The organism is Cupriavidus malaysiensis (assembly GCF_001854325.1).
Taxonomy (GTDB): Bacteria; Pseudomonadota; Gammaproteobacteria; order Burkholderiales; family Burkholderiaceae; genus Cupriavidus; species Cupriavidus malaysiensis.
Genome location: NZ_CP017754.1, coordinates 139,151 through 160,543 on the forward strand (window position 1 = coordinate 139,151; position 21,393 = coordinate 160,543).

Annotated in this window: 20 protein-coding genes; 1 reads left to right on the plus strand and 19 read right to left on the minus strand. The window is 66.2% G+C overall.

All coding sequences use genetic code 11. The features are described from left to right. Positions 1–2: 2 nt before the first annotated feature. The 10 genes from BKK80_RS00645 to BKK80_RS00690 form a co-directional block, all read right to left on the minus strand. The gene (locus BKK80_RS00645; protein WP_071010398.1) at positions 3–473 is read right to left on the minus strand and encodes a F0F1 ATP synthase subunit B; all 471 of its coding nucleotides are present in this window, start codon (positions 471–473) and stop codon (positions 3–5) included. Between the two features lie 99 nt (positions 474–572). Further along, the gene (gene atpE / locus BKK80_RS00650) at positions 573–839 is read right to left on the minus strand and encodes a F0F1 ATP synthase subunit C (protein WP_013958389.1); all 267 of its coding nucleotides are present in this window, start codon (positions 837–839) and stop codon (positions 573–575) included. A gap of 61 nt (positions 840–900) precedes the next feature. Further along, entirely contained in the window at positions 901–1,767 is an 867-nt protein-coding gene (gene atpB, locus BKK80_RS00655; protein WP_071010400.1) for a F0F1 ATP synthase subunit A, read from the minus strand. Between the two features lie 238 nt (positions 1,768–2,005). After that, on the minus strand, positions 2,006–2,479 hold the full coding sequence (locus BKK80_RS00660) for an ATP synthase subunit I (RefSeq protein ID WP_071010401.1): 474 nt from the start codon (positions 2,477–2,479) through the stop codon (positions 2,006–2,008). A 324-nt stretch (positions 2,480–2,803) separates the two neighbouring features. Then, positions 2,804–3,706 (minus strand): ParB/RepB/Spo0J family partition protein, encoded by a 903-nt coding sequence (locus BKK80_RS00665; protein WP_071010403.1) that lies wholly within the window; start codon positions 3,704–3,706, stop codon positions 2,804–2,806. Between the two features lie 65 nt (positions 3,707–3,771). After that, positions 3,772–4,545 (minus strand): ParA family protein, encoded by a 774-nt coding sequence (locus BKK80_RS00670; protein WP_071010405.1) that lies wholly within the window; start codon positions 4,543–4,545, stop codon positions 3,772–3,774. 79 nt (positions 4,546–4,624) lie between these two features. Beyond that, positions 4,625–5,335 (minus strand): 16S rRNA (guanine(527)-N(7))-methyltransferase RsmG, encoded by a 711-nt coding sequence (gene rsmG / locus BKK80_RS00675; RefSeq protein WP_071010406.1) that lies wholly within the window; start codon positions 5,333–5,335, stop codon positions 4,625–4,627. Next, positions 5,336–7,300, minus strand: coding sequence for a tRNA uridine-5-carboxymethylaminomethyl(34) synthesis enzyme MnmG (mnmG, locus tag BKK80_RS00680; RefSeq protein WP_071037744.1), 1,965 nt, complete (start codon positions 7,298–7,300; stop codon positions 5,336–5,338). Positions 7,301–7,525: 225 nt separating this feature from the next. Further along, the gene (locus tag BKK80_RS00685; protein WP_071037743.1) at positions 7,526–8,401 is read right to left on the minus strand and encodes an N-formylglutamate amidohydrolase; all 876 of its coding nucleotides are present in this window, start codon (positions 8,399–8,401) and stop codon (positions 7,526–7,528) included. A 2-nt stretch (positions 8,402–8,403) separates the two neighbouring features. Next, on the minus strand, positions 8,404–9,408 hold the full coding sequence (locus BKK80_RS00690) for a tripartite tricarboxylate transporter substrate binding protein BugE (RefSeq protein ID WP_071037742.1): 1,005 nt from the start codon (positions 9,406–9,408) through the stop codon (positions 8,404–8,406). Between the two features lie 124 nt (positions 9,409–9,532). On the opposite strand from BKK80_RS00690, the gene BKK80_RS00695 reads away from it, so the two are divergent. Beyond that, entirely contained in the window at positions 9,533–10,477 is a 945-nt protein-coding gene (locus BKK80_RS00695) for a LysR substrate-binding domain-containing protein (protein ID WP_071010414.1), read from the plus strand. A 264-nt stretch (positions 10,478–10,741) separates the two neighbouring features. Here the strand turns inward: BKK80_RS00695 and BKK80_RS00700 are convergent, their stop codons facing one another. The 9 genes from BKK80_RS00700 to BKK80_RS00740 all read right to left on the minus strand — a co-directional run bounded on the left by BKK80_RS00700 (position 10,742) and on the right by BKK80_RS00740 (position 21,382). Next, complete coding sequence (locus BKK80_RS00700; protein WP_071010415.1) at positions 10,742–11,485, minus strand: ABC transporter ATP-binding protein; 744 nt, start codon at positions 11,483–11,485, stop codon at positions 10,742–10,744. A 13-nt stretch (positions 11,486–11,498) separates the two neighbouring features. Beyond that, positions 11,499–13,328 (minus strand): branched-chain amino acid ABC transporter ATP-binding protein/permease, encoded by a 1,830-nt coding sequence (locus BKK80_RS00705; RefSeq protein WP_071010417.1) that lies wholly within the window; start codon positions 13,326–13,328, stop codon positions 11,499–11,501. A 3-nt stretch (positions 13,329–13,331) separates the two neighbouring features. Continuing rightward, a complete protein-coding gene (locus BKK80_RS00710; protein ID WP_071010419.1) occupies positions 13,332–14,384 on the minus strand; it encodes a branched-chain amino acid ABC transporter permease in 1,053 nt (350 codons plus the stop codon). A gap of 456 nt (positions 14,385–14,840) precedes the next feature. Beyond that, a complete protein-coding gene (locus BKK80_RS00715; protein ID WP_071010420.1) occupies positions 14,841–15,995 on the minus strand; it encodes an ABC transporter substrate-binding protein in 1,155 nt (384 codons plus the stop codon). A 294-nt stretch (positions 15,996–16,289) separates the two neighbouring features. Beyond that, complete coding sequence (locus tag BKK80_RS00720; RefSeq protein WP_236903703.1) at positions 16,290–16,733, minus strand: hypothetical protein; 444 nt, start codon at positions 16,731–16,733, stop codon at positions 16,290–16,292. Positions 16,734–17,208: 475 nt separating this feature from the next. Further along, positions 17,209–18,180 carry a branched-chain amino acid ABC transporter permease gene (locus tag BKK80_RS00725; RefSeq protein ID WP_197523940.1) on the minus strand — a complete coding sequence of 324 codons (972 nt, stop codon included), beginning with the start codon at positions 18,178–18,180 and terminating at the stop codon, positions 17,209–17,211. A 74-nt stretch (positions 18,181–18,254) separates the two neighbouring features. After that, positions 18,255–19,139, minus strand: a complete 885-nt coding sequence (locus BKK80_RS00730; RefSeq protein WP_071010422.1) for a branched-chain amino acid ABC transporter permease — start codon at positions 19,137–19,139, stop codon at positions 18,255–18,257. A 214-nt stretch (positions 19,140–19,353) separates the two neighbouring features. Then, a complete protein-coding gene (locus BKK80_RS00735) occupies positions 19,354–20,562 on the minus strand; it encodes an ABC transporter substrate-binding protein (protein ID WP_071010423.1) in 1,209 nt (402 codons plus the stop codon). Between the two features lie 76 nt (positions 20,563–20,638). Next, positions 20,639–21,382 (minus strand): ABC transporter ATP-binding protein, encoded by a 744-nt coding sequence (locus BKK80_RS00740; protein WP_071010425.1) that lies wholly within the window; start codon positions 21,380–21,382, stop codon positions 20,639–20,641. Between the last annotated feature and the right edge of the window lie 11 nt (positions 21,383–21,393).

A 21,393-nucleotide genomic window follows, 5' to 3' on the forward strand; every position in this document is an offset into this window, starting at 1 on the left:
GATTAGAGCTCAGCCTTGAGTTGGTTGAGCAGATCGGCGTGGACCTGCGCATTCACTTCACGCTTGAGGATCTGCTCGGCACCCTTGACGGCCAGCACGGAGACCTGGTCGCGCAATTGCTCGCGCGCCTTGGTGACCTGCTGCTCGGCGTCGGTCTTGGCCTGGGCGATGATGCGCGCGGCTTCGGCCTGAGCGTTCTGCTTGATCTCGTCGGCGACCAGCTGGGCGCGCTTCTCGGCGTCGGCAACGCGCTGCGCGCCTTCCGTGCGGGCTTCGGACATGGCCTGGTCCACGCGCTTGTTGGCGAGTTCGAGCTCAGCCTTGCCCTTCTCGGCGGCGGCGAGGCCATCGGCGATCTTCTTTGCGCGTTCGTCGAGCGCCTTCACCAGCGGCGGCCAAATGAATTTGGCAACAACCCACCACAGGATGAAGAACACGACCATCTGCGCAAGAAACGTTGCGTTCAGATTCATGGTGTGTTCCTTTCGGTAATCAAACTACAGATAAATGCGCAAAAGGCGGCCAGGCTGGTGGCCCGCGCCGCCCGTCAGCATCATGCAGACCGAAAAGAATTACTTGATGACAGCCAGCAGCGGGTTGGCGAAGGCGAACAGCATGGCCACACCCACACCGATCAGGAATGCCGCGTCGATCAGGCCAGCCAGCAGGAACATCTTGGTCTGCAGCGGGTTCATCAGCTCGGGCTGACGTGCGCAGGCTTCGATGTACTTGCCACCCATCAGGGCGATACCCAGGCAGGCGCCGATTGCGCCCAGACCGATGATGATGCCGATGCCGATAGCGGTCAGACCCTGGATGTTGGCGAGAAATGCTTGCATGATGACTCCTTTAATTTAGAGAGACTTAGAACCAAAAAACCAAAAAACCAAAAACCGGAAATCAGTGGTGATCGTGTGCCTGGCCGATGTACACCAGCGTCAGCATCATGAAAATGAAGGCTTGCAGCAGCACGATCAGGATGTGGAAGATCGCCCACACGGCACCCGCCAGCACATGGCCGACGAAGCCCAGCGCGCTCAGGTCGGCGCCGAAGGTCCACATCGAACCCAGCAGTGCGATCAGCAGGAACACCAGTTCGCCGGCGTACATGTTGCCGAACAACCGCATGCCGAGCGAGACGGCCTTGGCCAGGAACTCGATGATGTTGAGGACCAGGTTGAACGGGGCCAGGTACCACTTGGCGCCGAACGGGGCCGAGAACAGCTCGTGCATGAAGCCGCCCGCGCCCTTGATCTTGAAGCTGTAGTAGATCATCAGGATCAGCACCGAGAACGACATGCCCAGCGTGCCGTTCAGGTCGGCCGTGGCGACCGCGCGGTGGTGCGGCAGGTGCAGGTGGAAGATGCCGAGGAAGCTGTTGAGGCCGGTGACCCAGTCGACCGGGATCAGGTCGACCGCGTTCATGATGGTGATCCAGCAGAACACCATCAGGGCCAGCGGGGCGATCCAGGAACGGTCGCCGTGGATGATGCCCTTGGCCTGGTCGTCGACCATCTCGACGATCATCTCGACGAAGGCCTGGAAGCGGCCCGGCACGCCGGCGGTAACGCGGCGCGCGGCGATCATCAGGAAGCCGACGGCGATCAGGCCGCACAGCACCGACCAGAAGATCGTGTCATAGTTGAGAACGCTGAAGTCGACCACGGAGGCTTGCTTGCCGCCGATGGAGTTCAGGTTCTGCAAGTGTTCGGCGATATAGCCGGAGGGTGTCAGCGCGTGTTCCGCGCCCGGGATGGCTTCAGACATGTCGAACGAACGGTATATTGAGAAATCTGCCGCACCGGCGCGGCGCTCTGCCTGCGCCCGGTATGTTTCTTGCTCCGCCTTCGGCCCAGTGGCCGGTCACCGCGTGCAAGACCCTGTTAACCTATCCGTGCCCCGCGTCACCGTGATGACGCGCGCACTGCAACCCTTGAAAATCCACCTGCGCGCCCCATTTCGGAGCAAGGCGCCGCTTCCGGCCCCGGTCGCCCCGGGCAGCGCACTAGCGTATGGCCAGCGCCACCCAATAGGACTTGAGTGCAAGCAGGAACGTGACAAGCATCGGCACCCAGCGCAGATCGTGGTACAGCACTACCACCAGCACGAACAGTGCGGCGGTGCCGAACACCTTGATCGCTTCGCCAACGACCAGACCACTGATCGACGGACGCGCGCGCATCATCCACAGGCGCAGCGCGAAGAAGCCGCTCGGCACGAAGCACACCATGCCGCCGAACCAGGCCGACCAGGCCGATGCCGCACCGGGCCGGCCGAACCAGCCCCACGCCGCTGCCGACAACAGGGTCACCACCACCTGGACCAGTACCACCTTGCCAGGTGTCATGCGCGATGCGCGTAGCGCGCGCTCGCCGAAGAGGTTCACCGCGTCGGCATGCGACAGCGGTTCGACGATGTCGTCCTCTGTCTCCGCCTCGTCCGTCCAGTCTGCCCTGCGGGCCTTGTCTTCCCGATGCACCGCGTCCGCTTGCGGACCTGTCGCGTGATCGGTATCCGGGCCTTGCCGGTGTTGCTGCTGACGGTCTCGAGCCACTACCCTGCCTGCCTCGTTCCAGGCCGGAACTTTTCGGTCCGACCAGAATTCAAACCGCACGATTTTAAGGGGATTCCCCGATTCGAGTCAATCTGCTTACATTTGCCTTGCGAGATCGGCGCGGCAGCCGCGCCACGCCTTTGCCTTCAGCATGGGGCGGAAACGGCGGCGCGACAACGATGTGCGGGGTAATCGCACCGATTGCGATGCGGCCGCTGCATGGCGCCGTCCCTTCAGGACGGACCGGACTCAGGCGACGCGCTGGTCGCCGACCGCGCCACGCAGGCGCACCAGCACTTCATCCAGCGCGTCGTTGCTGGTGAAGCGCACGGTCAACTGGCCCTTGCCACGTGTATTGAGCTTGATCTGCACCGGCAGGCCGAGCGCATCCGAGAGTTCTTCTTCGAGACGGGCCACATCGCGCCCGCCTGCACCGGCACGGTGCTTCAGCGATGTCAGCTCGACCGGTTTCAGTGCGGCGGCAACCAGCTTCTCGGTCTCGCGCACCGACAGCCGCTTGTTGACGACCTGATTCGCCAGTGTGATCTGGGTGGCGCCGTCCACGGCCAGCAGCGCGCGCGCGTGGCCCATGTCGAGATCCCCGGCCATCAGCATGGTCTGCACCGGCTGGGCGAGATTGAGCAGGCGCAGCAGGTTGGAGACCGCGCTGCGCGAGCGGCCCACCGCTTCGGCGGCCTGCTCGTGGGTGAAGCGGAATTCGCGGATCAGGCGCATGATGCCCTGCGCCTCCTCCAGCGGGTTCAGGTCTTCGCGCTGGATGTTCTCGATCAGCGCCATCGCGGCCGCGACTTCGTCGGCCACCTCCTTCACCAGCACCGGTACCTTGTCCAGGCCCGCCAGCTTGGAGGCGCGGAAGCGCCGCTCACCGGCGATGATCTCGTAGCGATCGGGCTCGGCCACGCGGCGCACCAGGATCGGCTGCATCAGGCCCTGGGCGCGGATGCTCGCCGCCAGCTCCTGCAGCGCGCCCTCGTCCATGCGTGTGCGCGGCTGGTACTTGCCGGGCTGCAGCTGGTCCAGCCGCAGCACCTGCGGCGCGCCCTCCTGCCTGGCCGTCTCGACGATTTCGGCAGGGCCGCCCAGCAACGCCTCGAGGCCACGGCCCAGTCCCTTCTTCTTTACGGTACTCATGCTCGCTTCCTTGCTGCGCGCGGCGGACGCCACGCCTGTCCAGCCATCAATGTATGCAAATGTACTCAGCCAAGCTGCTTGACGCGGGCGATCATCTCCGCGCCGAAGTCGAGATAGGCTTTCGCGCCCTTGGACGAGGCATCGAAAGCAACGCCCGGCATGCCGTACGACGGTGCCTCGGCAAGGCGCACATTGCGCGGGATCACGGTCTTGAACACCTTGTCGCCGAAGTGCGCCTCCAGCTGCGCCGATACCTGCTGCTGCAGCGTGACACGGGGATCGAACATGACGCGCAGCAGACCGATCACCTTGAGGTCGCGGTTCAGGTTGGCGTGGACCTGCTTGATGGTATTGACCAGATCCGACAGGCCCTCGAGCGCGAAGTACTCGCATTGCATCGGCACGATCACGCCATGCGCTGCGCAAAGTCCATTGAGGGTCAGCAGCGACAGCGAGGGCGGGCAGTCGATCAGCACGAAGTCATAATCGGCATCGACCTCGGCGATGGCCTGCTTGAGCCGGCGTTCGCGCTGTTCCAGCTCGACCAGCTCCACCTCGGCACCCGCCAGCTCGCGGTTGGCGGGCAGCACATCGTACTTGCCGGACTCCGAACGCTGGCGCGCCTGTGGAATCGTGGCCAGGCCGACCAGCACCTGGTAGACGCTGTGCTCCAGCGACTGCTTGTCGATGCCCGAGCCCATCGAGGCGTTGCCCTGCGGATCGAGGTCGACCAGCAGCACGCGCTGATCCTGGGCGGCCAGGCCGGCGGCGAGGTTCACCGTGGTGGTGGTCTTGCCCACCCCGCCCTTCTGGTTTGCGATCACGAATACCTTGGCCATATGCTTCAGAGGCTCCTGCTTGTCATTCGATAGGCCGGAACGGGCGGCGCCAGGTGGCCGTGCCCTCTCCGGCATGGGTTCAGCGGCGCGACAGCACCACCAGGTGCCGTTCGGCGTCCAGTTCGGGAACAGCCAGGCGCGGCACGGCGTCCAGTTGCCAGTCGGCCATCAGGCCGGCCGCCTCCATCCGTTCCAGTTCAGCGTGCGGGTAGACGCCCTTCATCGCGACCAGCTTGCCGCCCGGCGCCAGCAGGTGGCCCGACAGGGTGACGAAATCGACCAGCTCGGCAAAAGCACGCGAAGTGATCACGGCGAAGCCCTGGGCATCGTCCAGTTTTTCCACCGGCCCCCAGTGCGCACCGGCATTCGACAGGCCGAGCTGCGCCCGGCACTGGGTCAGGAAGGCGGTCTTCTTCTGCACGATATCGACCATCAGCACCGACAGGTCCGGACAGGAGATAGCCAGCGGCAGGCCCGGCATGCCACCGCCCGAACCGACGTCCAGCACCCTGCCCCGTGCCGGAGGCGTCACGGCGGCTGCGCGCGCGGCCTCGGCCAGCGCCGGCACCGCTGCCAGCGAATCCAGCAGGTGATGGCTCAGCATCTCGTCGGGATGGCGGATGGCGGTCAGGTTGTAGACCCCGTTCCACTTGCGCAGCAGCGCCAGATAGGCGAGCAAGGTATCCACTTGTCCTGGCGCAAGCGCCAGGCCGATGGCGGACAGGCCGGCTTCGAGCCGGCGGCGCAGCGCGGTGTCGTCCGCGCCGGCGAAGGATTTCGGCGCCGTCACTCAGGCCGCCTCTTGCGGAGGCTGGCCCGTGCCGGCCTGGGCGGGCTGGCCGGCCTTGCGTCCCATGCCCTTCTTCTTCAGGTGAACCAGCAGCAGCGAGATCGCAGCAGGTGTGACGCCAGAGATACGCGAAGCCTGGCCCAGCGTTTCCGGGCGATGCTGGTTGAGTTTCTGGCTGACTTCGAAGCCCAGGCCGCGGACTTCGGTGTAGTCGAAGTCCGGTGGCAGCCGGGTTGCCTCATTGGCACCGAGCTTGTCCACCTCGGCCGCCTGGCGGGCGATGTAACCGTGGTACTTGATGCCGATCTCGATCTGCTCACGGATCTGGTCCGCGATCATCGGCTCGGCATCGAGCGGAGCCTCGGCTGCATGGCGCCCGCCCTGCAGCGCCATCAGCGCTTCATAGCTGACACCGGGACGGCGCAGCAGATCGGCCAGGCTGTATTCACGCTCGATGGCCTTGCCCAGCAGCGGCACAGCGTCCTCGGGCGGTAGCAGCGCCGGGTTGACCCAGGTGCTCTTGAGCCTTTCTGTTTCACGTGAAACAGCGTCGCGCTTGCGGTTGAACGCATCCCAACGCACGTCGTCAACCACACCAAGCTCCCGGCCGGCTTCGGTCAGGCGCATATCGGCGTTGTCCTCGCGCAGGCTCAGGCGGAACTCGGCACGGCTGGTGAACATGCGGTAGGGCTCGGTCACGCCGCGCGTGATCAGATCGTCCACCAGCACGCCGAGGTAGGCCTGATCGCGCCGCGGCGTCCACGGATCCCGCTCGCGCGCGAAGCAGCCGGCATTGATGCCTGCCAGCAGGCCCTGAGCCGCGGCTTCTTCGTAGCCGGTGGTGCCATTGATCTGGCCGGCGAAGAACAGGCCTTCGATCGCCTTGCTCTCCAGCGAAGCCTTCAGCGCGCGCGGGTCGAAGTAGTCGTACTCGATGGCATAGCCGGGGCGCAGGATATGTGCGCTTTCCAGGCCACGGATCGAGTGCACCAGTTCCAGCTGCACGTCGAATGGCAGGCTGGTCGAGATGCCATTCGGATAGAACTCGTTCGTGGTCAGCCCTTCCGGCTCGAGGAAGATCTGGTGGCTCTCCTTGCTGGCGAAGCGATGGATCTTGTCCTCGATGGAGGGGCAATAGCGCGGCCCCACTCCTTCGATGACGCCCGTGTACATCGGCGAGCGGTCGAGGCCGCCACGGATGATGTCGTGGGTCAGTCCGTTGGTATGGGTGATCCAGCACGGCAGCTGTTGCGGATGCTGTTCAGGGCGGCCCAGGAAGGAGAACACCGGCACGGGATCAAGATCGCCCGGCTGCTCTTCCATGACCGTGAAATCGATGGTGCGGCCGTCGATCCGGGGCGGTGTGCCGGTCTTCAGGCGGCCCTGCGGCAGCTTCAGCTCCTTGAGGCGTGCCGACAGCGATACCGCGGCGGGATCGCCGGCGCGTCCGCCAGTGTAATTATCCAGGCCGACGTGGATCTTGCCGTCCAGGAAGGTACCCGCAGTCAGCACCACGGCGCGGGCGCGGAAAGCGATGCCGACCTGGGTCATCGCCCCGACCACGCGGTCACCCTCCACCATCAGGTCGTCGACCGCCTGCTGGAACAGCATCAGGTTCGGCTGGTTCTCCAGCCGGGTGCGGATCGCCTTGCGATACAGCACGCGGTCAGCCTGGGCACGCGTGGCGCGCACGGCCGGTCCCTTGCTGGAGTTGAGAATGCGGAACTGGATGCCGGCCTCGTCGGTGGCGGCGGCCATCGCCCCACCCATGGCATCGACTTCCTTGACCAGATGCCCCTTGCCGATGCCGCCAATGGACGGATTGCAGCTCATCTGCCCCAAGGTCTCGATGTTATGGGTCAGCAGCAGGGTCTGGCAGCCCATACGGGCTGCGGCAAGCGCCGCCTCGGTGCCGGCATGGCCACCGCCGACGACGATAACGTCGAACTCTTTCGGGTAAAGCATGGGGACACCTCCTCCAGGAGGTCGCGAGGGAAAACGGGATGTCGAATTATAGCGGCATTCGACTACGCGGCCTTTTCAGCCGGCGAGTGTTTCACGTGAAACATCGTCAATGCGAAGCGGTCGGCACCTCGACTGTGTTCCACGTGAAACATCGAATCCGGACACAAAAAAGCCGGGCATGGAATGCCCGGCCAGTGTTTCACGTGGAACAACGGCTTGCCCCGCTCAGAGCTGCCTGCGCAGGTAGTGCGCGATCTCCTCGGTCAGCAGGCCCAGGTCACGCTGCAGCTTGGCGAAGCCGCCGTTGCGCTCGCGGCTCACCTCGTCCATGTAGAGCGGGCGGCGGATCTCGATCTGCAGACTGTTGCGGCGCTCTGCCGGCCGGCCGATGCGCGCGATCAACTGCACGCCCTTGTAGGGATCATTGCGCGCCACCGTGTATCCCATGCCGCGCAGCACCGTCTCGACCAGGTCCACGATGCCAGGCTCGCAGGTGCTGCCGTCGCGATCGCCCAGCACGAAGTCCGCCAGCGGATGCGGGCTCTGGATCTTCAAGCGCTCGTAGGCATTGTTCGGCATCGAATGCAGGTTCAGGTGCCAGACCGCTCCGAAGCGTCGATGGGCCGCCTCGACGGCCTCCCCCAGTGCGGCATGGTAGGGCCGGTAGTAACGGTCGATCCGTTGCCGGACCTCATCCACGCCGAGCTTGCGCGCATAGATCGGCGTGGACGAGTCCATCCGGCTCCACACCAGGCCATAGCCCAGGCGTGTCTTCTCTCCCGGCGCAAGCGGCTCCGGCCACGCCCCTTCAAGCAGTTCCGGATCGAGATCCTCCAGCGTCCGGTTGGGGTCGATGTAGACGCGCGGGAACGTCGCCGCGAGCAGCGTGCCGCCGACGCGCGGCACATGCTCCCACAAGGCCTCGACGTGGGTATCCTCGCCGCCGCGCAGTCGCTGCGGCGGCAGCACCGAACCGAAATCGGCCGGGTAGAAGGTCCCGCTGTGCGGTGAATCGCACACCAGCGGCACGCCCTCCCCCTCTTCCGCCTGCCACAGGAGAAACGGTGCCGGCGCCGCCGGCTTGTCGAACGATGCCGTCATGCTCAGTCCAGCTTGATATTGGCGGCCTTGGCCACACGCGCATAGCGCGCCATCGCCTGCTGCATCTGCGCCCTGAACTGCTCCGGCGAGTTCGGGATCAGCGTGCCGCCCGACTCCTCCACACGGCGCTTGAAGTCCGGATTCTGCATCCCCTTGTGGATGGCCGCGTTCAGCCTGGCGACGATCGCGGGGGGCGTACCGGCCGGTGCCACGATGCCGAACCAGCCGCCGTCGCCCATATCCTTGAAGCCCAGCTCCGCATAGGTCGGCACGTTCGGCAGCAGCGGTGAGCGCGCCGCGCCCAGTACCGCCAGCGCGCGCAGGCGGCCGGATTTCACGTGTGGCAGCGTCGACGACAGATTGTCGGTGATGGCGCTCACCTGCCCCGCCACCGCATCGTTCAGGGCCAGGCCCGCTCCCTTGTACGGCACGTGCAGCAGGTCGATCTTCGCCAGCATCATGAAGTTCTCGATGTTGACGTGCCCGAGCGAACCCGCCCCCGGGGAAGCGAAGCTGTACTTGCCCGGGTTGGCCTTGGCCAGTGCGATGAACTCCTGCATGGTCTTGGCAGGCACGCTCGGATGCACGGCGAACACGCTGGGGATGGCCACGACATTGGTGATCGGCGCGAAGTCCTTGATCGGGTCGTAGCTCAGCTTGGGGAATACCGCCGGATTCGAGCCATGGGTGCTGACCGTCGCCATGCCGATGGTGTAGCCGTCCGGCGCCGACCGGGCGACCTGCTCCATGCCGAGCGAGCCTCCCGCGCCCCCCTTGTTCTCCACCACCACCGACTGGCCCAGCTCACGGCCGGCATACTCCGAGACCAGGCGTGCGATCAGGTCCGTCGACCCGCCAGCGGCGAACGGTACCACCAACTTGATGGGGCGGCTCGGATACTTGTCCTGCGCCAGCGCGGAAGCCGCGGGCAGTGCGGCGGCCGCGACAGCCGCAACGGCAAAGCAGGACAGGACGAATCGCCGGCGTGGCGCACAGGCTCGGTTCATGGGATATCTCCTTGGCTTTTCCCTGATTGAGCCGGCCAGTGTCGGCAGTTTACCGGCCTGGCACAAACGACTATATTGCACGCTTGCATTACCAACGGGCATCCTCGCCCCCCTCCCCTGCCCCATGCGGATTCGCTCGCCCTCGATGTCGGAACTGCACGCCTTCGCCGCGGCGGCGAAGCTGGGCAGCTTTACCCGCGCGGCAGAGCAGCTGTGCGTGACACAGGGCGCCATCAGCCGTGCCATCGCGCGCCTGGAGGACCATTTCGGCCAGCCCCTGCTGCAGCGCAACGCCCATCGCATCGTGCTGACGGCAAGCGGCCGGCAATTGCTCGAAGCGGTCGCGGGACCGCTGGCGGCAATCGAGAGCGCCAGCACCGCCCTCCTCGCCGGCGACCGGCGCCACGCCCTGACCCTGTCCGCCGTGCCGACCCTGGCCAGCGTCTGGCTGGTGCCGCGGCTGCCCGATTTCCACCGGCGCCACCCCGACATCGTGCTGGACTTCGTGCCCTATCGCCGCAAGGAGGACTTCTCCGGCCCGGCCCCTGACGCCGCCATCCTCGCCGGCACCGCCGGACAGTGGCCGCAATGGCAGGCCGACTACGTGATCGGCAGCGAGATGGTGCCGATCTGCCACCCCAGCCGAGCCGCCCTGCGCAGCGCCGAAGGCCGCTGGCGCCATCCCGCGGAACTGCAGGACGAGCCGCTGCTGCACCACACCACAGCGCCGGCAAACTGGCAGAACTGGCTGCGGGCGGCAGGCGTACCCGACGCTGCGCCTCGCCTGTCCACCGGCTTCGACCAGGTGTCGATCCTGGTGCAGGCGGTCAAGGCCGATATGGGGCTGGCCGTGCTGCAGCGCTGTCTGGTGCGCGACGAGATCGCATCCGGCAGCGTGGCCGTGCCATTCGACCTGCCGATCCGCCTGCAACGCGGCTATTACCTGTGCGCGCCGCGCGGGCGCAGCCATCCGGCGCTGGAGCATTTCCGCGCCTGGCTGCTGGAGATTGCGGGACGGGATCCCGATGTTCTCGATGCCGGACAGTTTATGCACGTGACAGATGAATGAATTGCAAAAAACAACTGTGCAATTCTTCATGCAAATAAACTGCCGTTGATTGCAACGCTCAACCGCTGAACTCCGTGGCTTCCCGGGTGGGAGGCATATGCACAGCGCCACGGATGCCGCTATCCGGTATTGTGCGATCCCATCGCGCCCAAGAGACGCCTCACCAGGGCAAAGCTATCCGCCCGACAAATGAATAACGGCACGCAATGCGTGCCGTTATTCATCAAGCGCATTCAAGGCGCGGTGCAAGCACTCCCCGGAGTGCTATGCCGCCTTCTTGGCCAGCCCCAGGTAGGTTTCGATCACACGCGGATTGGCGGCCAGTTCCGCTGCCGGTCCTTCCATCGACATGTCGCCGGTCTCGATCACGTAGGCGTAGTCGGCCACCTGCAGCGCGGCACGCGCATTCTGCTCGATCAGCAGCGTGGCCACGCCAGTGCGGCGCAGATCGCTGATGATATGGAAGATCTCCTTGACGATCAGCGGCGCCAGCCCGAGGCTGGGTTCGTCCAGCATCAGCAAGCTGGGCTTGGCCATCAAGGCGCGTCCTACCGCCAGCATCTGCCGCTCGCCGCCGGACAGCGTGCCGGCTTCCTGCTTCGCGCGCTCCTTCAGGCGCGGGAACAGTTCGTAGACCACCTCCTTCTGGTCGAGGAAGTTCTTCTCGCCCGCGCGCTTGCGCCGGTAGGCGCCCAGCAGCAGGTTGTCCTCCACGCTCATGGTGGCGAACAACTCGCGCTTCTCCGGCACCAGGCACATGCCGCGCGAGACGCGCCCCTCGACCGGGATGCCGGCCATGTCGTGGCCCAGGTAGCGCACCTCGCCGGTGGCCGAACCGGTCGACGGCAGCGCCCCCATGATGGCGTTCAGCATGGTCGACTTGCCGGCGCCGTTCGGACCGATCACGGTGACGATGCGGCCCGCTTCCACCTTCAGGTTGGCGCCGTGCACCGCCTCGACCTTGCCGTAGCGCACATGCAGGTCCTTCACTTCCAGGATCAGGCTCATTTCCGCTCCCCCGTCATTCCACGCCGCCCAGGTAGGCTTCCAGCACTGCCGGATCCTTCTGCACCGCCTCCGGCACGCCTTCGGCAATGCGCGTGCCGAATTCCATCACCACCAGCCGGTCCGTCAGGTTCATCACGAAGTCCATGTCGTGCTCGACCAGCAGCACGCTCATGCCCTCGCCCTTGAGCTTCTTCAGCAAGGCCGCCAGCGCCTGCTTCTCCTTGTAGCGCAGGCCCGCGGCCGGCTCGTCGAGCAGCAGCAGCGCCGGATCGCAGCACAGCGCGCGCGCGATCTCCAGGATGCGCTGCTGGCCGAGCGCGAGGCTGCCCGCCTCCATGTACATGCAGTCGGCCAGGCCCACGCGCTCGAGCTGGCGCGCGGCCTCGAACAGCAGCTTCTCCTCCTCGGCGCGGTTGAGCCGCAGCACCGCCGCCGACACGCCCCCCTGCGCACGGAAATCGCCGCGCAGGTGAGCGCCGATGGCCACGTTCTCCAGCACCGTCATGGTCGGCAGCAGGTGCACGTGCTGGAAGGTGCGGCCGATACCGCGCTTGACGATCTCGCGCGAGGGCAGGCTCGATATCACCTCGCCACGGTAGCGCACCTCGCCGCGCGTGACCGGCAGCACGCCCGTCACCAGGTTGAAGGTGGTCGACTTGCCGGCGCCGTTCGGGCCGATCAGGCCGATGATCTCGCCGGCCCGCACCTGGAAGCTGACATCGTTGACGGCCACCAGCCCGCCAAACTCCTTGCGCGCGGCGCGCACGTCGAGCAGCAGCTCGCCGGCCGCCGGCTTCGGCCGTACCGCCAGGGCCGGCGCGTGCTCGGGCGCGACCACCGGCGGCGCGGCCGGGAACAGCTTCTTCAGGAAAGGCCAGATGCCTTCGCGCGCATGCTGCAGCAGCAGGACCAGCAGCACGCCGAAGACGATGATCTCGAAGTTGCCGTTAGCGCCCAGCAGCTTGGGCAGCACGCCCTGCAGCACATCCTTCAGGATGGTCAGGACGCCGGCGCCGAGCACCGCGCCCCAGACGTGGCCGACGCCGCCGACCACCGCCATGAACAGGTACTCGATGCCGTAGTTCAGCCCGAACGGCGTGGGGTTCACCGCGCGCTGCAGGTGCGCGTAGAGGAAGCCGGAGACGCAGGCCAGCATCGCCGCCACCACGAAGATCACCACCTTCATCCACGCGGTGTTGACCCCCATCGCCTCGGCCATCACGCCGCCGCCCTTGAGCGCGCGGATGGCGCGGCCAGGACGCGAGTTGAGCAGGTTCTGCACGGCCAGCACGGCCAGCAGCACCACCGCCCAGATCAGGTAGAACATCGCGCGGCCCGAGCCCAGCTCGATGCCGAACAGGCTCAGCACGGGAATGCCGTTGAGGCCGTCGTACTTGCCGAGAAAGTCCAGGTTGCCGAACAGGAAGAACAGCGACAGGCCCCAGGCAATGGTCGCCAGCGGCAGGTAGTGGCCGGACATGCGCATGGTGATCAGCCCGATCACATAGGCACAGGCCATGGTGACCAGCAGGCCGGCCAGCAGGCCCAGCCACGGCGACAGGCCCACCTGCGTACTCAGGTAGGCCGTGCCGTAGGCCCCCAGGCCGACGAAGGCGGCCTGGCCGAACGAGGTCATGCCGCCGACCCCTGTCAGCAGCACCAGGCCGATGGCCACGATGCTGTAGAGCCCGATGTAGTTGCCCAGCGTGATCCAGTACTCCGGCGTCGGCAGCGCCGGCAGCAGCAGCAGGCACAGCGCGAAGAGGAGCGTCAGCACACGGTTGCGGGTCAGCCCGCCGCGGCTGCCCGCCACGGCCTGCTGCTTGTCGGTCAGCATCGTCATCGCTTATTCCTCTTCCTCGACAGGTTTGCTGTTGAGCGAGCGCCACAGCAGCACCGGAATGATCAGGGTGAAGACGATGACCTCCTTGAAGGCGCTCGCCCAGAACGAGGAGTACGACTCCAGCAGCCCCACCAGCAGCGCACCGGCGGCGGCCACCGGATAGCTTGCCAGGCCGCCCACGATCGCACCCACGAAGCCCTTGAGCCCGATCAGGAAGCCCGACTCGTAGTAGACCGTGGTCAGCGGCGCGATCAGGATGCCGCACAGCGCGCCCATGGCCGCCGCCAGCGTGAACGAGAGCCGGCCGGCCTGCGTGGTGCCGATGCCAACCAGGCGCGCGCCCAGCCGGTTCACCGCGGTGGCGCGCAGCGCCTTGCCGGGAATGGTGCGCTCGAAATAGAAGTACAGGGCTGCGATCAGTACCGCCGACATGCCCACCACCCACAAGCTCTGGCCCGATACCGCCAGGCCGCCCAGGTTCCAGTTGGCATCGGAGAATGCCGTGGTGCGCGACCCCTCGGCGCCGAACATCACCAGGCCCAGGCCGACCATGGCGAAGTGCACGCCGACCGAGACGATCAGCAGCACCAGCGTGCTGGCTTCGGCCAGCGGCTGGTAGGCCAGGCGATACAGCATCGGGCCGATCGGGATCACGATCAGCAAGGTCAGCGCGATCTGCGCCGCCATCGGCATCGGCGTGGCGCCCAAGCGCTGCGCCAGCAGGTGCACGGCCAGCGGGAACAGCAGGTACTTGCCGGCCAGCACGGCAAGGCGGCGGCCGGCGGTGCGCCGCAGTTCGGCGCTGCGCAGGACGGTGGCGCACTCGTAGAGGAAGGTCAGCACACCCATGACGAGCACCAGCCAGCTCGTCTGCGGCGCCTGGCCGGCCTGGATCGCGGCCAGTGTCAGCGCCCCGTAGGCAACGAATTCCCCTTGCGGGATGAAGATGACGCGGGTCACCGAGAACACCAGCACCAGCGCCAGCGCCAGCAGCGCGTAGATCGCGCCCGAGGTGATCCCGTCCTGCGCCAGGATGGCGGCAATCGAGAGGTCCATTGTCTCCCCGTATCGTTGAAATGCCTGCCTGCTTCGGAGGGGGCGGACAGGTCGGGACGGCCCGGGAGGGCCTGACCCGTGATGGGCCGCCCTTGCGTGTGCGACGTGTGCGCAAGGGATTACACAATAGTAAACGACTTACGTATAGCGGAAATCCAGAGCAACCCTAGCATGGCGCAGCGCGGCAAAAGCGTGCCTGCCGGCATCCTGTACCCTGTCCCGGCCGCACCCATCACACCGGGCAGCATGCTCGAGCGCGGCGCAACACCATCATCGCCGATCTTGCCGATGATTTAATTAACACGTTAAGCATTGTGCAGGCAGGCGATGGTGTCAAGCAGGGCTTCCCCGCCCTGCGGCGTGCCGCGCCGGCGCGACCATGCGGAAAAAAAAGGCGCATGGTCTGTCCATGCGCCTCCTGTCCGCCAGCCCGGGTCCGGCGGCCGGCCGTCGTCGCTAGTTGGCCTGCAGCTTCCACGCTCCGTTGACGATCTGCACCATCACGCGCGCACGCTGGTCGAGGCCAAGGTGGTCGGTCGGGCTCATGTTCATGATGCCGTGCGAGATGGCCAGCTCCTTGGTCTGCTCCATGGCATCGCGCAACGCCTTGCGGAACTCGACCGTGCCCGGCTGCGCGCCGCTCTTCAGCGCGATGGGAATGGCCCGTTGCAGCAGCAGGCCGGCATCCCAGGCGTGTCCGCCGAAAGTCGACACCTGTCCGCCGAAGGCCTTCTCGTAAGCCGTCTTGTAGGTCATCGCGGGCTTCTTCACCGCGTTGCTGTCGGGCAGTTGCTCGGCCACCAGCAGCGGGCCGGCAGGCAGGAAGGTGCCTTCGCAATCCTTGCCGCAGACACGCAGGAAGTCGGCGTTGGCGACACCGTGGGTCTGGTAGATCTTGCCCTTCCAGCCGCGTTCCTTGAGCGTCTTGGCAGGCAGGGCCGCGGGCGTGCCGGAGCCGGCGATCAGCACCGCGTCGGGGTTGGCCGCCATCATCTTCAGCACCTGCCCCGTCACCGAGGTATCGGTACGGGCGAAGCGCTCGTTGGCCACCACCTTGATCTTGCGCATGCCGGCCACCTTGCCGAACTCGTCGGCCCAGCTGTCGCCGTAGGCGTCCGCGAAGCCGATGAAAGCCACCGTCTTCACGTTGTGGTTGGTCATGTGCTCGGCGATGGCCGTCGCCATGTGCGAATCGTTCTGCGGCGTCTTGAACGCCCACTTGCGCTTGGCATCCATCGGCTCGATGATGCGCGCCGAGGCCGCCAGCGTGATCATCGGCGTATCGTTCTCGGCCACGATGTCCACCATCGCCAGCGCGTTGGGCGTGACCGTCGAGCCGATCACGGCGTCGACCTTGTCCTCGCTGATCAGCTTGCGCGTGTTCTTGACCGCGGTGGTGGTGTCGGAAGCATCGTCCAGCACGATGTACTCGACCTTCTTGCCGGCGATCTCCTTGGGCAGCAGCGAGATGGTGTTCTTCTCGGGAATGCCGAGCGAGGCAGCCGGCCCGGTGGCCGACACCGTGACACCGATCTTGACCTGGGCGCTCGCCGCGCCGGCGAACAGTGCGGCCGCAGCCATGGCCAGCAAGCTGGCGCGCTTGAATTTCATCGTGTCTCCTTCGTTTGCTGCAAACGGAAAGGCGCCCGTCCGGCTCCGGCCGGGCGGACGCCTTCTTTCTTCTCGAACCGGCCGCATCGCTGGCAGCCGGCTACAGCAGGGAACGATTGTTTCCGTCCCGATTTTCCCGTCCTGCGCGTCTTACCCCGGATGCGCAGCGCGCTATTCACCGACCGAGCGGTCGGGAATGCGCATGGAGTCTAGCACAGGGACTTTACGCCGACAGACCGGATTTACCCCAAGCGTCACGCCCGCAACTTGACGTGGCGGCGCCAGTCGCCGGCTTCAGCCCAGGCGCTTGTAAGAGGGCACCAGCATGCGGCACCACAGGCCGGAGGCGTCCACGGCGAATCCCTGTGGCGGCGCGGCGGCGTCGACCAGCGCCGGCGCCAGCAGCAGTTGCCGGATCCCGTGCGCGCGGCACCAGTCGGCCAGCATCGCGCAGCTCGCCGCCAGCGCCGGGGCGGCGTCGGCGCCGTCATGCCACCACTCGAGCGCCAGGGCGGCCAGGCCGCCCTGGGCCAGGCAAGGCACCACGTTGAAGGACAGGCAGCCGACCAGGCGCTCACCCGCCTCGCACAACAGGCAACCACCCTGCTCCGGACGGCTGAGCTGCGACGCCAGCAGCAACTGGCGGCCCCGCTGCGCCGGCACCGGCAAGGGGCGCGCCCGGTCCAGCCAGGACGACAACAGCGGAAGATCGGCGGCGACGGCGGGCCGTACGGACAACCCGGGTGGCAGAAACGGGTCCGGCGGGGGAGAGAGGGACACGGAGGGACCGGGAGGAAGGAATAGTCGGGGGCCGAGGCGGAACGCGGCGTACTGCGCCATCCGGCCCCACGGCGGAGCGAGCATTGTCGCATGGCCGCACATGCCGTCGAATGCACTCGCAAATGCAGCAAATGCACTCGTCTGGTGCATTCGCAGGTGTGGCCACATGCCGGCTACGGCGCATTACTGGAGGTGGAATGGAAAAAGGCGCTGCCGAGGATCACCCGGCAACGCCCTTTATTTTATTGGCACTGCAACCCGACACCGGGTGCGCGCCTGTCGTCTCCTCGCTTCCGCCTCCATTTAACCTGCGAAAACCGTATATGGAATGTAACGAAGCGGTGCGTTCGAGACAAGCTAGCAGAAACCCTAGCCCCAAAATCGGGCATGCCATCGACGGGTCACTTTTTCATCGTCCCGGCGTGGCGCCCGATCAACCCGTCCGGCGCCCGAAGCGGGCCAGCAACTCGCCCATGATGCCACGGCGGAAGGTCAGCACACAGATCACGAAGATCACGCCGGTCACCGTCGTCACCGACTCGCCCAGCGAATTGAACCAGCCGATGCCCGTCATCGAGGCCAGGAAGGTGCCGATGTCGCCCAGCTTGTTCTCCAGCGCGACGACCACGAAGGCACCCGCCAGCGGACCCGACAGGGTGCCGAGGCCGCCCACCAGCGTCATCAGGATCACCGAGCCCGACATCGACCAGTGCACGTCGGTCAGCGTGGCGAAGCCCAGCACCAGGGCCTTGATCGCCCCGGCCAGCCCCGACAGCGCCGCGGACAGCACGAAGGCCTGCAGCTTGAAGCGATCGGTGTCGTAGCCGAGCGAGACCGCGCGCGGCTCGTTCTCCTTGATCGCCTTCAGTATCTGGCCGAAGGGCGAATGCACCGTGCGCACGATCAAGGCGAAGGCGGCCACGAAGATCACCAGCGCCACATAGTAGAGCGTGACGTCGCTGTCCAGCGGCAGCACGCCGAACAGCTTGCCGCGCGGCACCCCCTGCAGCCCATCCTCGCCGCCGGTAAACGGCGCCTGCAGGCAGAAGAAGTACAGCATCTGCGCCAGCGCCAGCGTGATCATCGAGAAGTAGATGCCCTGGCGCCGGATCGCCAGCGCCCCCACCACGTAGCCGATGGCCGCGCCGACCACGGTGCCCAGCACCAGCCCGACTTCCGGCGTCACGCCCCAGGCCTTCATGGCATAGCCGGCCGTGTAGGCCGCCCCCCCGAAGAAGGCGGCGTGGCCGAACGACAGCAGCCCCGTGTAGCCGATCAGCAGGTTGAAGGCACAGGCGAACAAGGCGAAGCACAGCACCTTGAGCACGAACACCGGATAGGCACCGGCGAGCGGCGCGACGATCAGTCCCGCCAGCAGCAATCCATACCAAATCTTCTTCTGCACGCCACGCCCCTCTCTTGCCCGATCCGCCCCGGCCACCGCGGCCGCCACGCCAGTCCCCTGCGCTCGTCCGCCAGTCACTTTTCTCTCCCGAACAGGCCGGCCGGCCGCAGCAGCAGCACGATGACCATGATGAAGAACACTACCGTCGACGAGGCCTCGGGATAGAACACCTTGGTCAGCCCCTCGATCACGCCGAGCCCCAGACCGGTGATGATCGAGCCCATGATCGAACCCATGCCGCCGATCACCACCACCGCGAAGACCACGATGATCAGGTGCTGGCCCATCAGCGGCGAGACCTGGATCACGGGCGCCGCCAGCACGCCGGCAAAGGCGGCCAGGGCCACGCCGAAACCGTAGGTCAGCGTGACCATCAACGGCACGTTGATGCCGAAGGCCTCGACCATCTTGGGATTCTCGGTACCCGCGCGCAGGTAGGCGCCGAGCTTGGTCTTCTCGATGACGTACCAGGTCGCCAGGCACACCGCGATTGACGCCACCACCACCCAGGCACGGTAGTTGGGCAGGATCATGAAGCCCAGGTCGGTGGCGCCCTGCAGCGCATCCGGCGGCGAGTAGGGCAGGCCCGACACGCCGAAGATGGAGCGGAACACGCCCTCGACCACCAGCGTGATGCCCAGCGTCAGCAGCAGGCCGTAGATATGGTCGAGCTTGTAGATCCAGCGCAGCATGGTGCGCTCGATCACCACGCCGATCAGCGCCACCGCCAGCGGCGCCAGCACCAGCATCCACCAGTAGCTGAGCCCGGCGTACTCCATGCCCATCCAGGTCAGTACCGCACCGAGCATGAAGAGCGCGCCGTGCGCGAAATTGATGACGTTGAGCAGCCCGAAGATCACCGCCAGGCCCAGGCTCAGCATCGCGTAGAAGGCCCCGTTGACCAGCCCCAGCAGCAGCTGGGACAGCATGGCGGGCAGAGGTATTCCGAAGATGTCCATGGCGGATAGCCGTTTCCATTGCCGAGTGATTGCCACCCTGCTCCCGCGCGGCAGGAGAAGGGATCGGGGAAGCGCGCTGGCCGTCGCGCGCGCCGCCGCCATGCCGCGGCCCGTGCGCGGCACCGGCCGGACCGGCCCGCTTCCCCCGCCCCGCCCGCTTGCGCGGACCGGGCCCGCGACCGGCCGGACCGTCAGGCCCGGCGCGGTCCGCGCCTTACTTCTTCATCAGTGCGCACTTCGACTCGGCCACCGTGGTGAAGGCCTGGTCGCCCGGGATGGTCGCCACCACCTTCAGGTAGTCCCAGGGCTTCTTCGACTCGGCCGGCGACTTCACCTGCATCAGGTACATGTCGTGGATGCCGCGACCGTCCTGGCGGATGTAGCCCTTGGTGTAGAAGTCGTTGATCTTCATCTTCTTCAGCTCGGCCATGACCTTGTCCGGATCGTCCGTCTTGGCCGCTTCCACCGCCTTCAGGTAGGTGCGCGCGGCCGAGTAGTCGGCCGCCTGCAGGCTGCTCGGCATCTTCTTCATCTTGCCGAAGAAACGATTGGCGAACTTGCGCGTCTCGTCGTTCATGTCCCAGTACCAGCTGTCGGTCATCAGCAGGCCTTCGGTGTTCTTCAGCCCGAGGCTGTGGATATCGTTGATGAACATCAGCAGGCCGGCGATCTTCATCGTCTTGGTGATGCCGAATTCCTTGGCCGCCTTGATCGCGTTGATGGTGTCGCCGCCGGCGTTGGCCAGGCCCAGGATCTGCGCCTTCGACGCCTGCGCCTGCAGCAGGAAGGACGAGAAGTCGGAAGCCGACAGCGGATGGCGCACCGAACCCACCACGGTGCCGCCATTGGCCTTGACCACCGCTGCCGTATCGTTCTCCAGCGAGTGGCCGAAGGCGTAGTCGGCGGTCAGGAAGAACCACGACTTGCCGCCCTGCTTGACCACCGCGCTGCCGGTGCCCTTGGCCAGCGCCACCGTGTCATAGGCGTAGTGGACCGTGTAGGGCGTGCATTCCTCGTTGGTCAGGCGCGCGGTGCCGGCGCCGATATTGAAGTAGACCCGCTTCTTCTCCGCCGCGACCTTGTTCATGGCCAGGCCGGTGGCCGAATTGGTGCCGCCGATCAGCACGTCCAGGCCCTGCTGGTCCATCCATTCGCGCGCCTTCGAGGCGGCGATGTCGGCCTTGTTCTGGTGGTCGGCCGAGACCAGCTCGATCGGCTTGCCGAGCACCTTGCCGCCGGCATCCTCGATCGCCATCTTGATCGCCTCGAGGCCGCCCGGGCCGTCGATGTCGGCATACAGGCCCGACATGTCGGTGATGTAGCCGATCTTGACCGTGTCACCCGACACCTGCGCCGCAGCCATACCCGATACCGTGCCCATTGCCAAGGCAGCCATCGCGGCCGCCAGCCGAGTCATCTTCATTGCTTGTCTCCTGAGTTGCGGCGGCCCCTACGCCGCCGGTTGCTGCTCTTGCACCATGCTGCGACCCGCTCGCGGGTCAGACCCCAAGCAGTTCATGCAGCACCGGCATCTTCTGCTGCAGTTCGGCGGCGCCGAAGCGTTCGACGATGGCGCCGTGCTCCATCACGTAGAAGCGGTCCGCCAATGGCGCCGCGAAGCGGAAGTTCTGCTCCACCATCACGACCGTGTAGCCCTTCTTCTTCAGGGTCAGGATCATGCGCGCCAGCGCCTGCACGATCACCGGCGCCAGCCCTTCCGAGATCTCGTCGAGCAGCAGCAGGTTGGCGCCGGTGCGCAGGATGCGCCCGACCGCCAGCATCTGCTGCTCCCCGCCCGACAGGCGCGTGCCCTGGCTCTGGCGGCGCTCCTTCAGGTTGGGGAACATCTCGTAGATCTCGGCCTCGCTCATGCCCGCGCCCTGCCCTTTCAGGTGCGGCGGCAGCAGCAGGTTCTCCTCGCACGACAGGCTGGAGAAGATGCCGCGCTCCTCGGGGCAGTAGCCGATGCCGCAATGCGCGATCTTGTGCGTCGGCAGCTGGATGGTCTCGCGCCCGTTGACCCGGATCGAGCCCTTGCGCGCACCGGTCAGGCCCATGATGGCGCGCAGCGTGGTAGTGCGCCCGGCGCCGTTGCGCCCGAGCAGCGTGACCACCTCGCCGCGGTTCACGGTCAGGTCCACGCCGTGCAGGATGTGAGATTCGCCATACCATGCGTGCAGGTCGCGGATTTCCAGCGCAGGCGTACCGGCCGCGCCCGCTTGTGTACCCACTTCGGTGCTCATGTCGCTGTCCT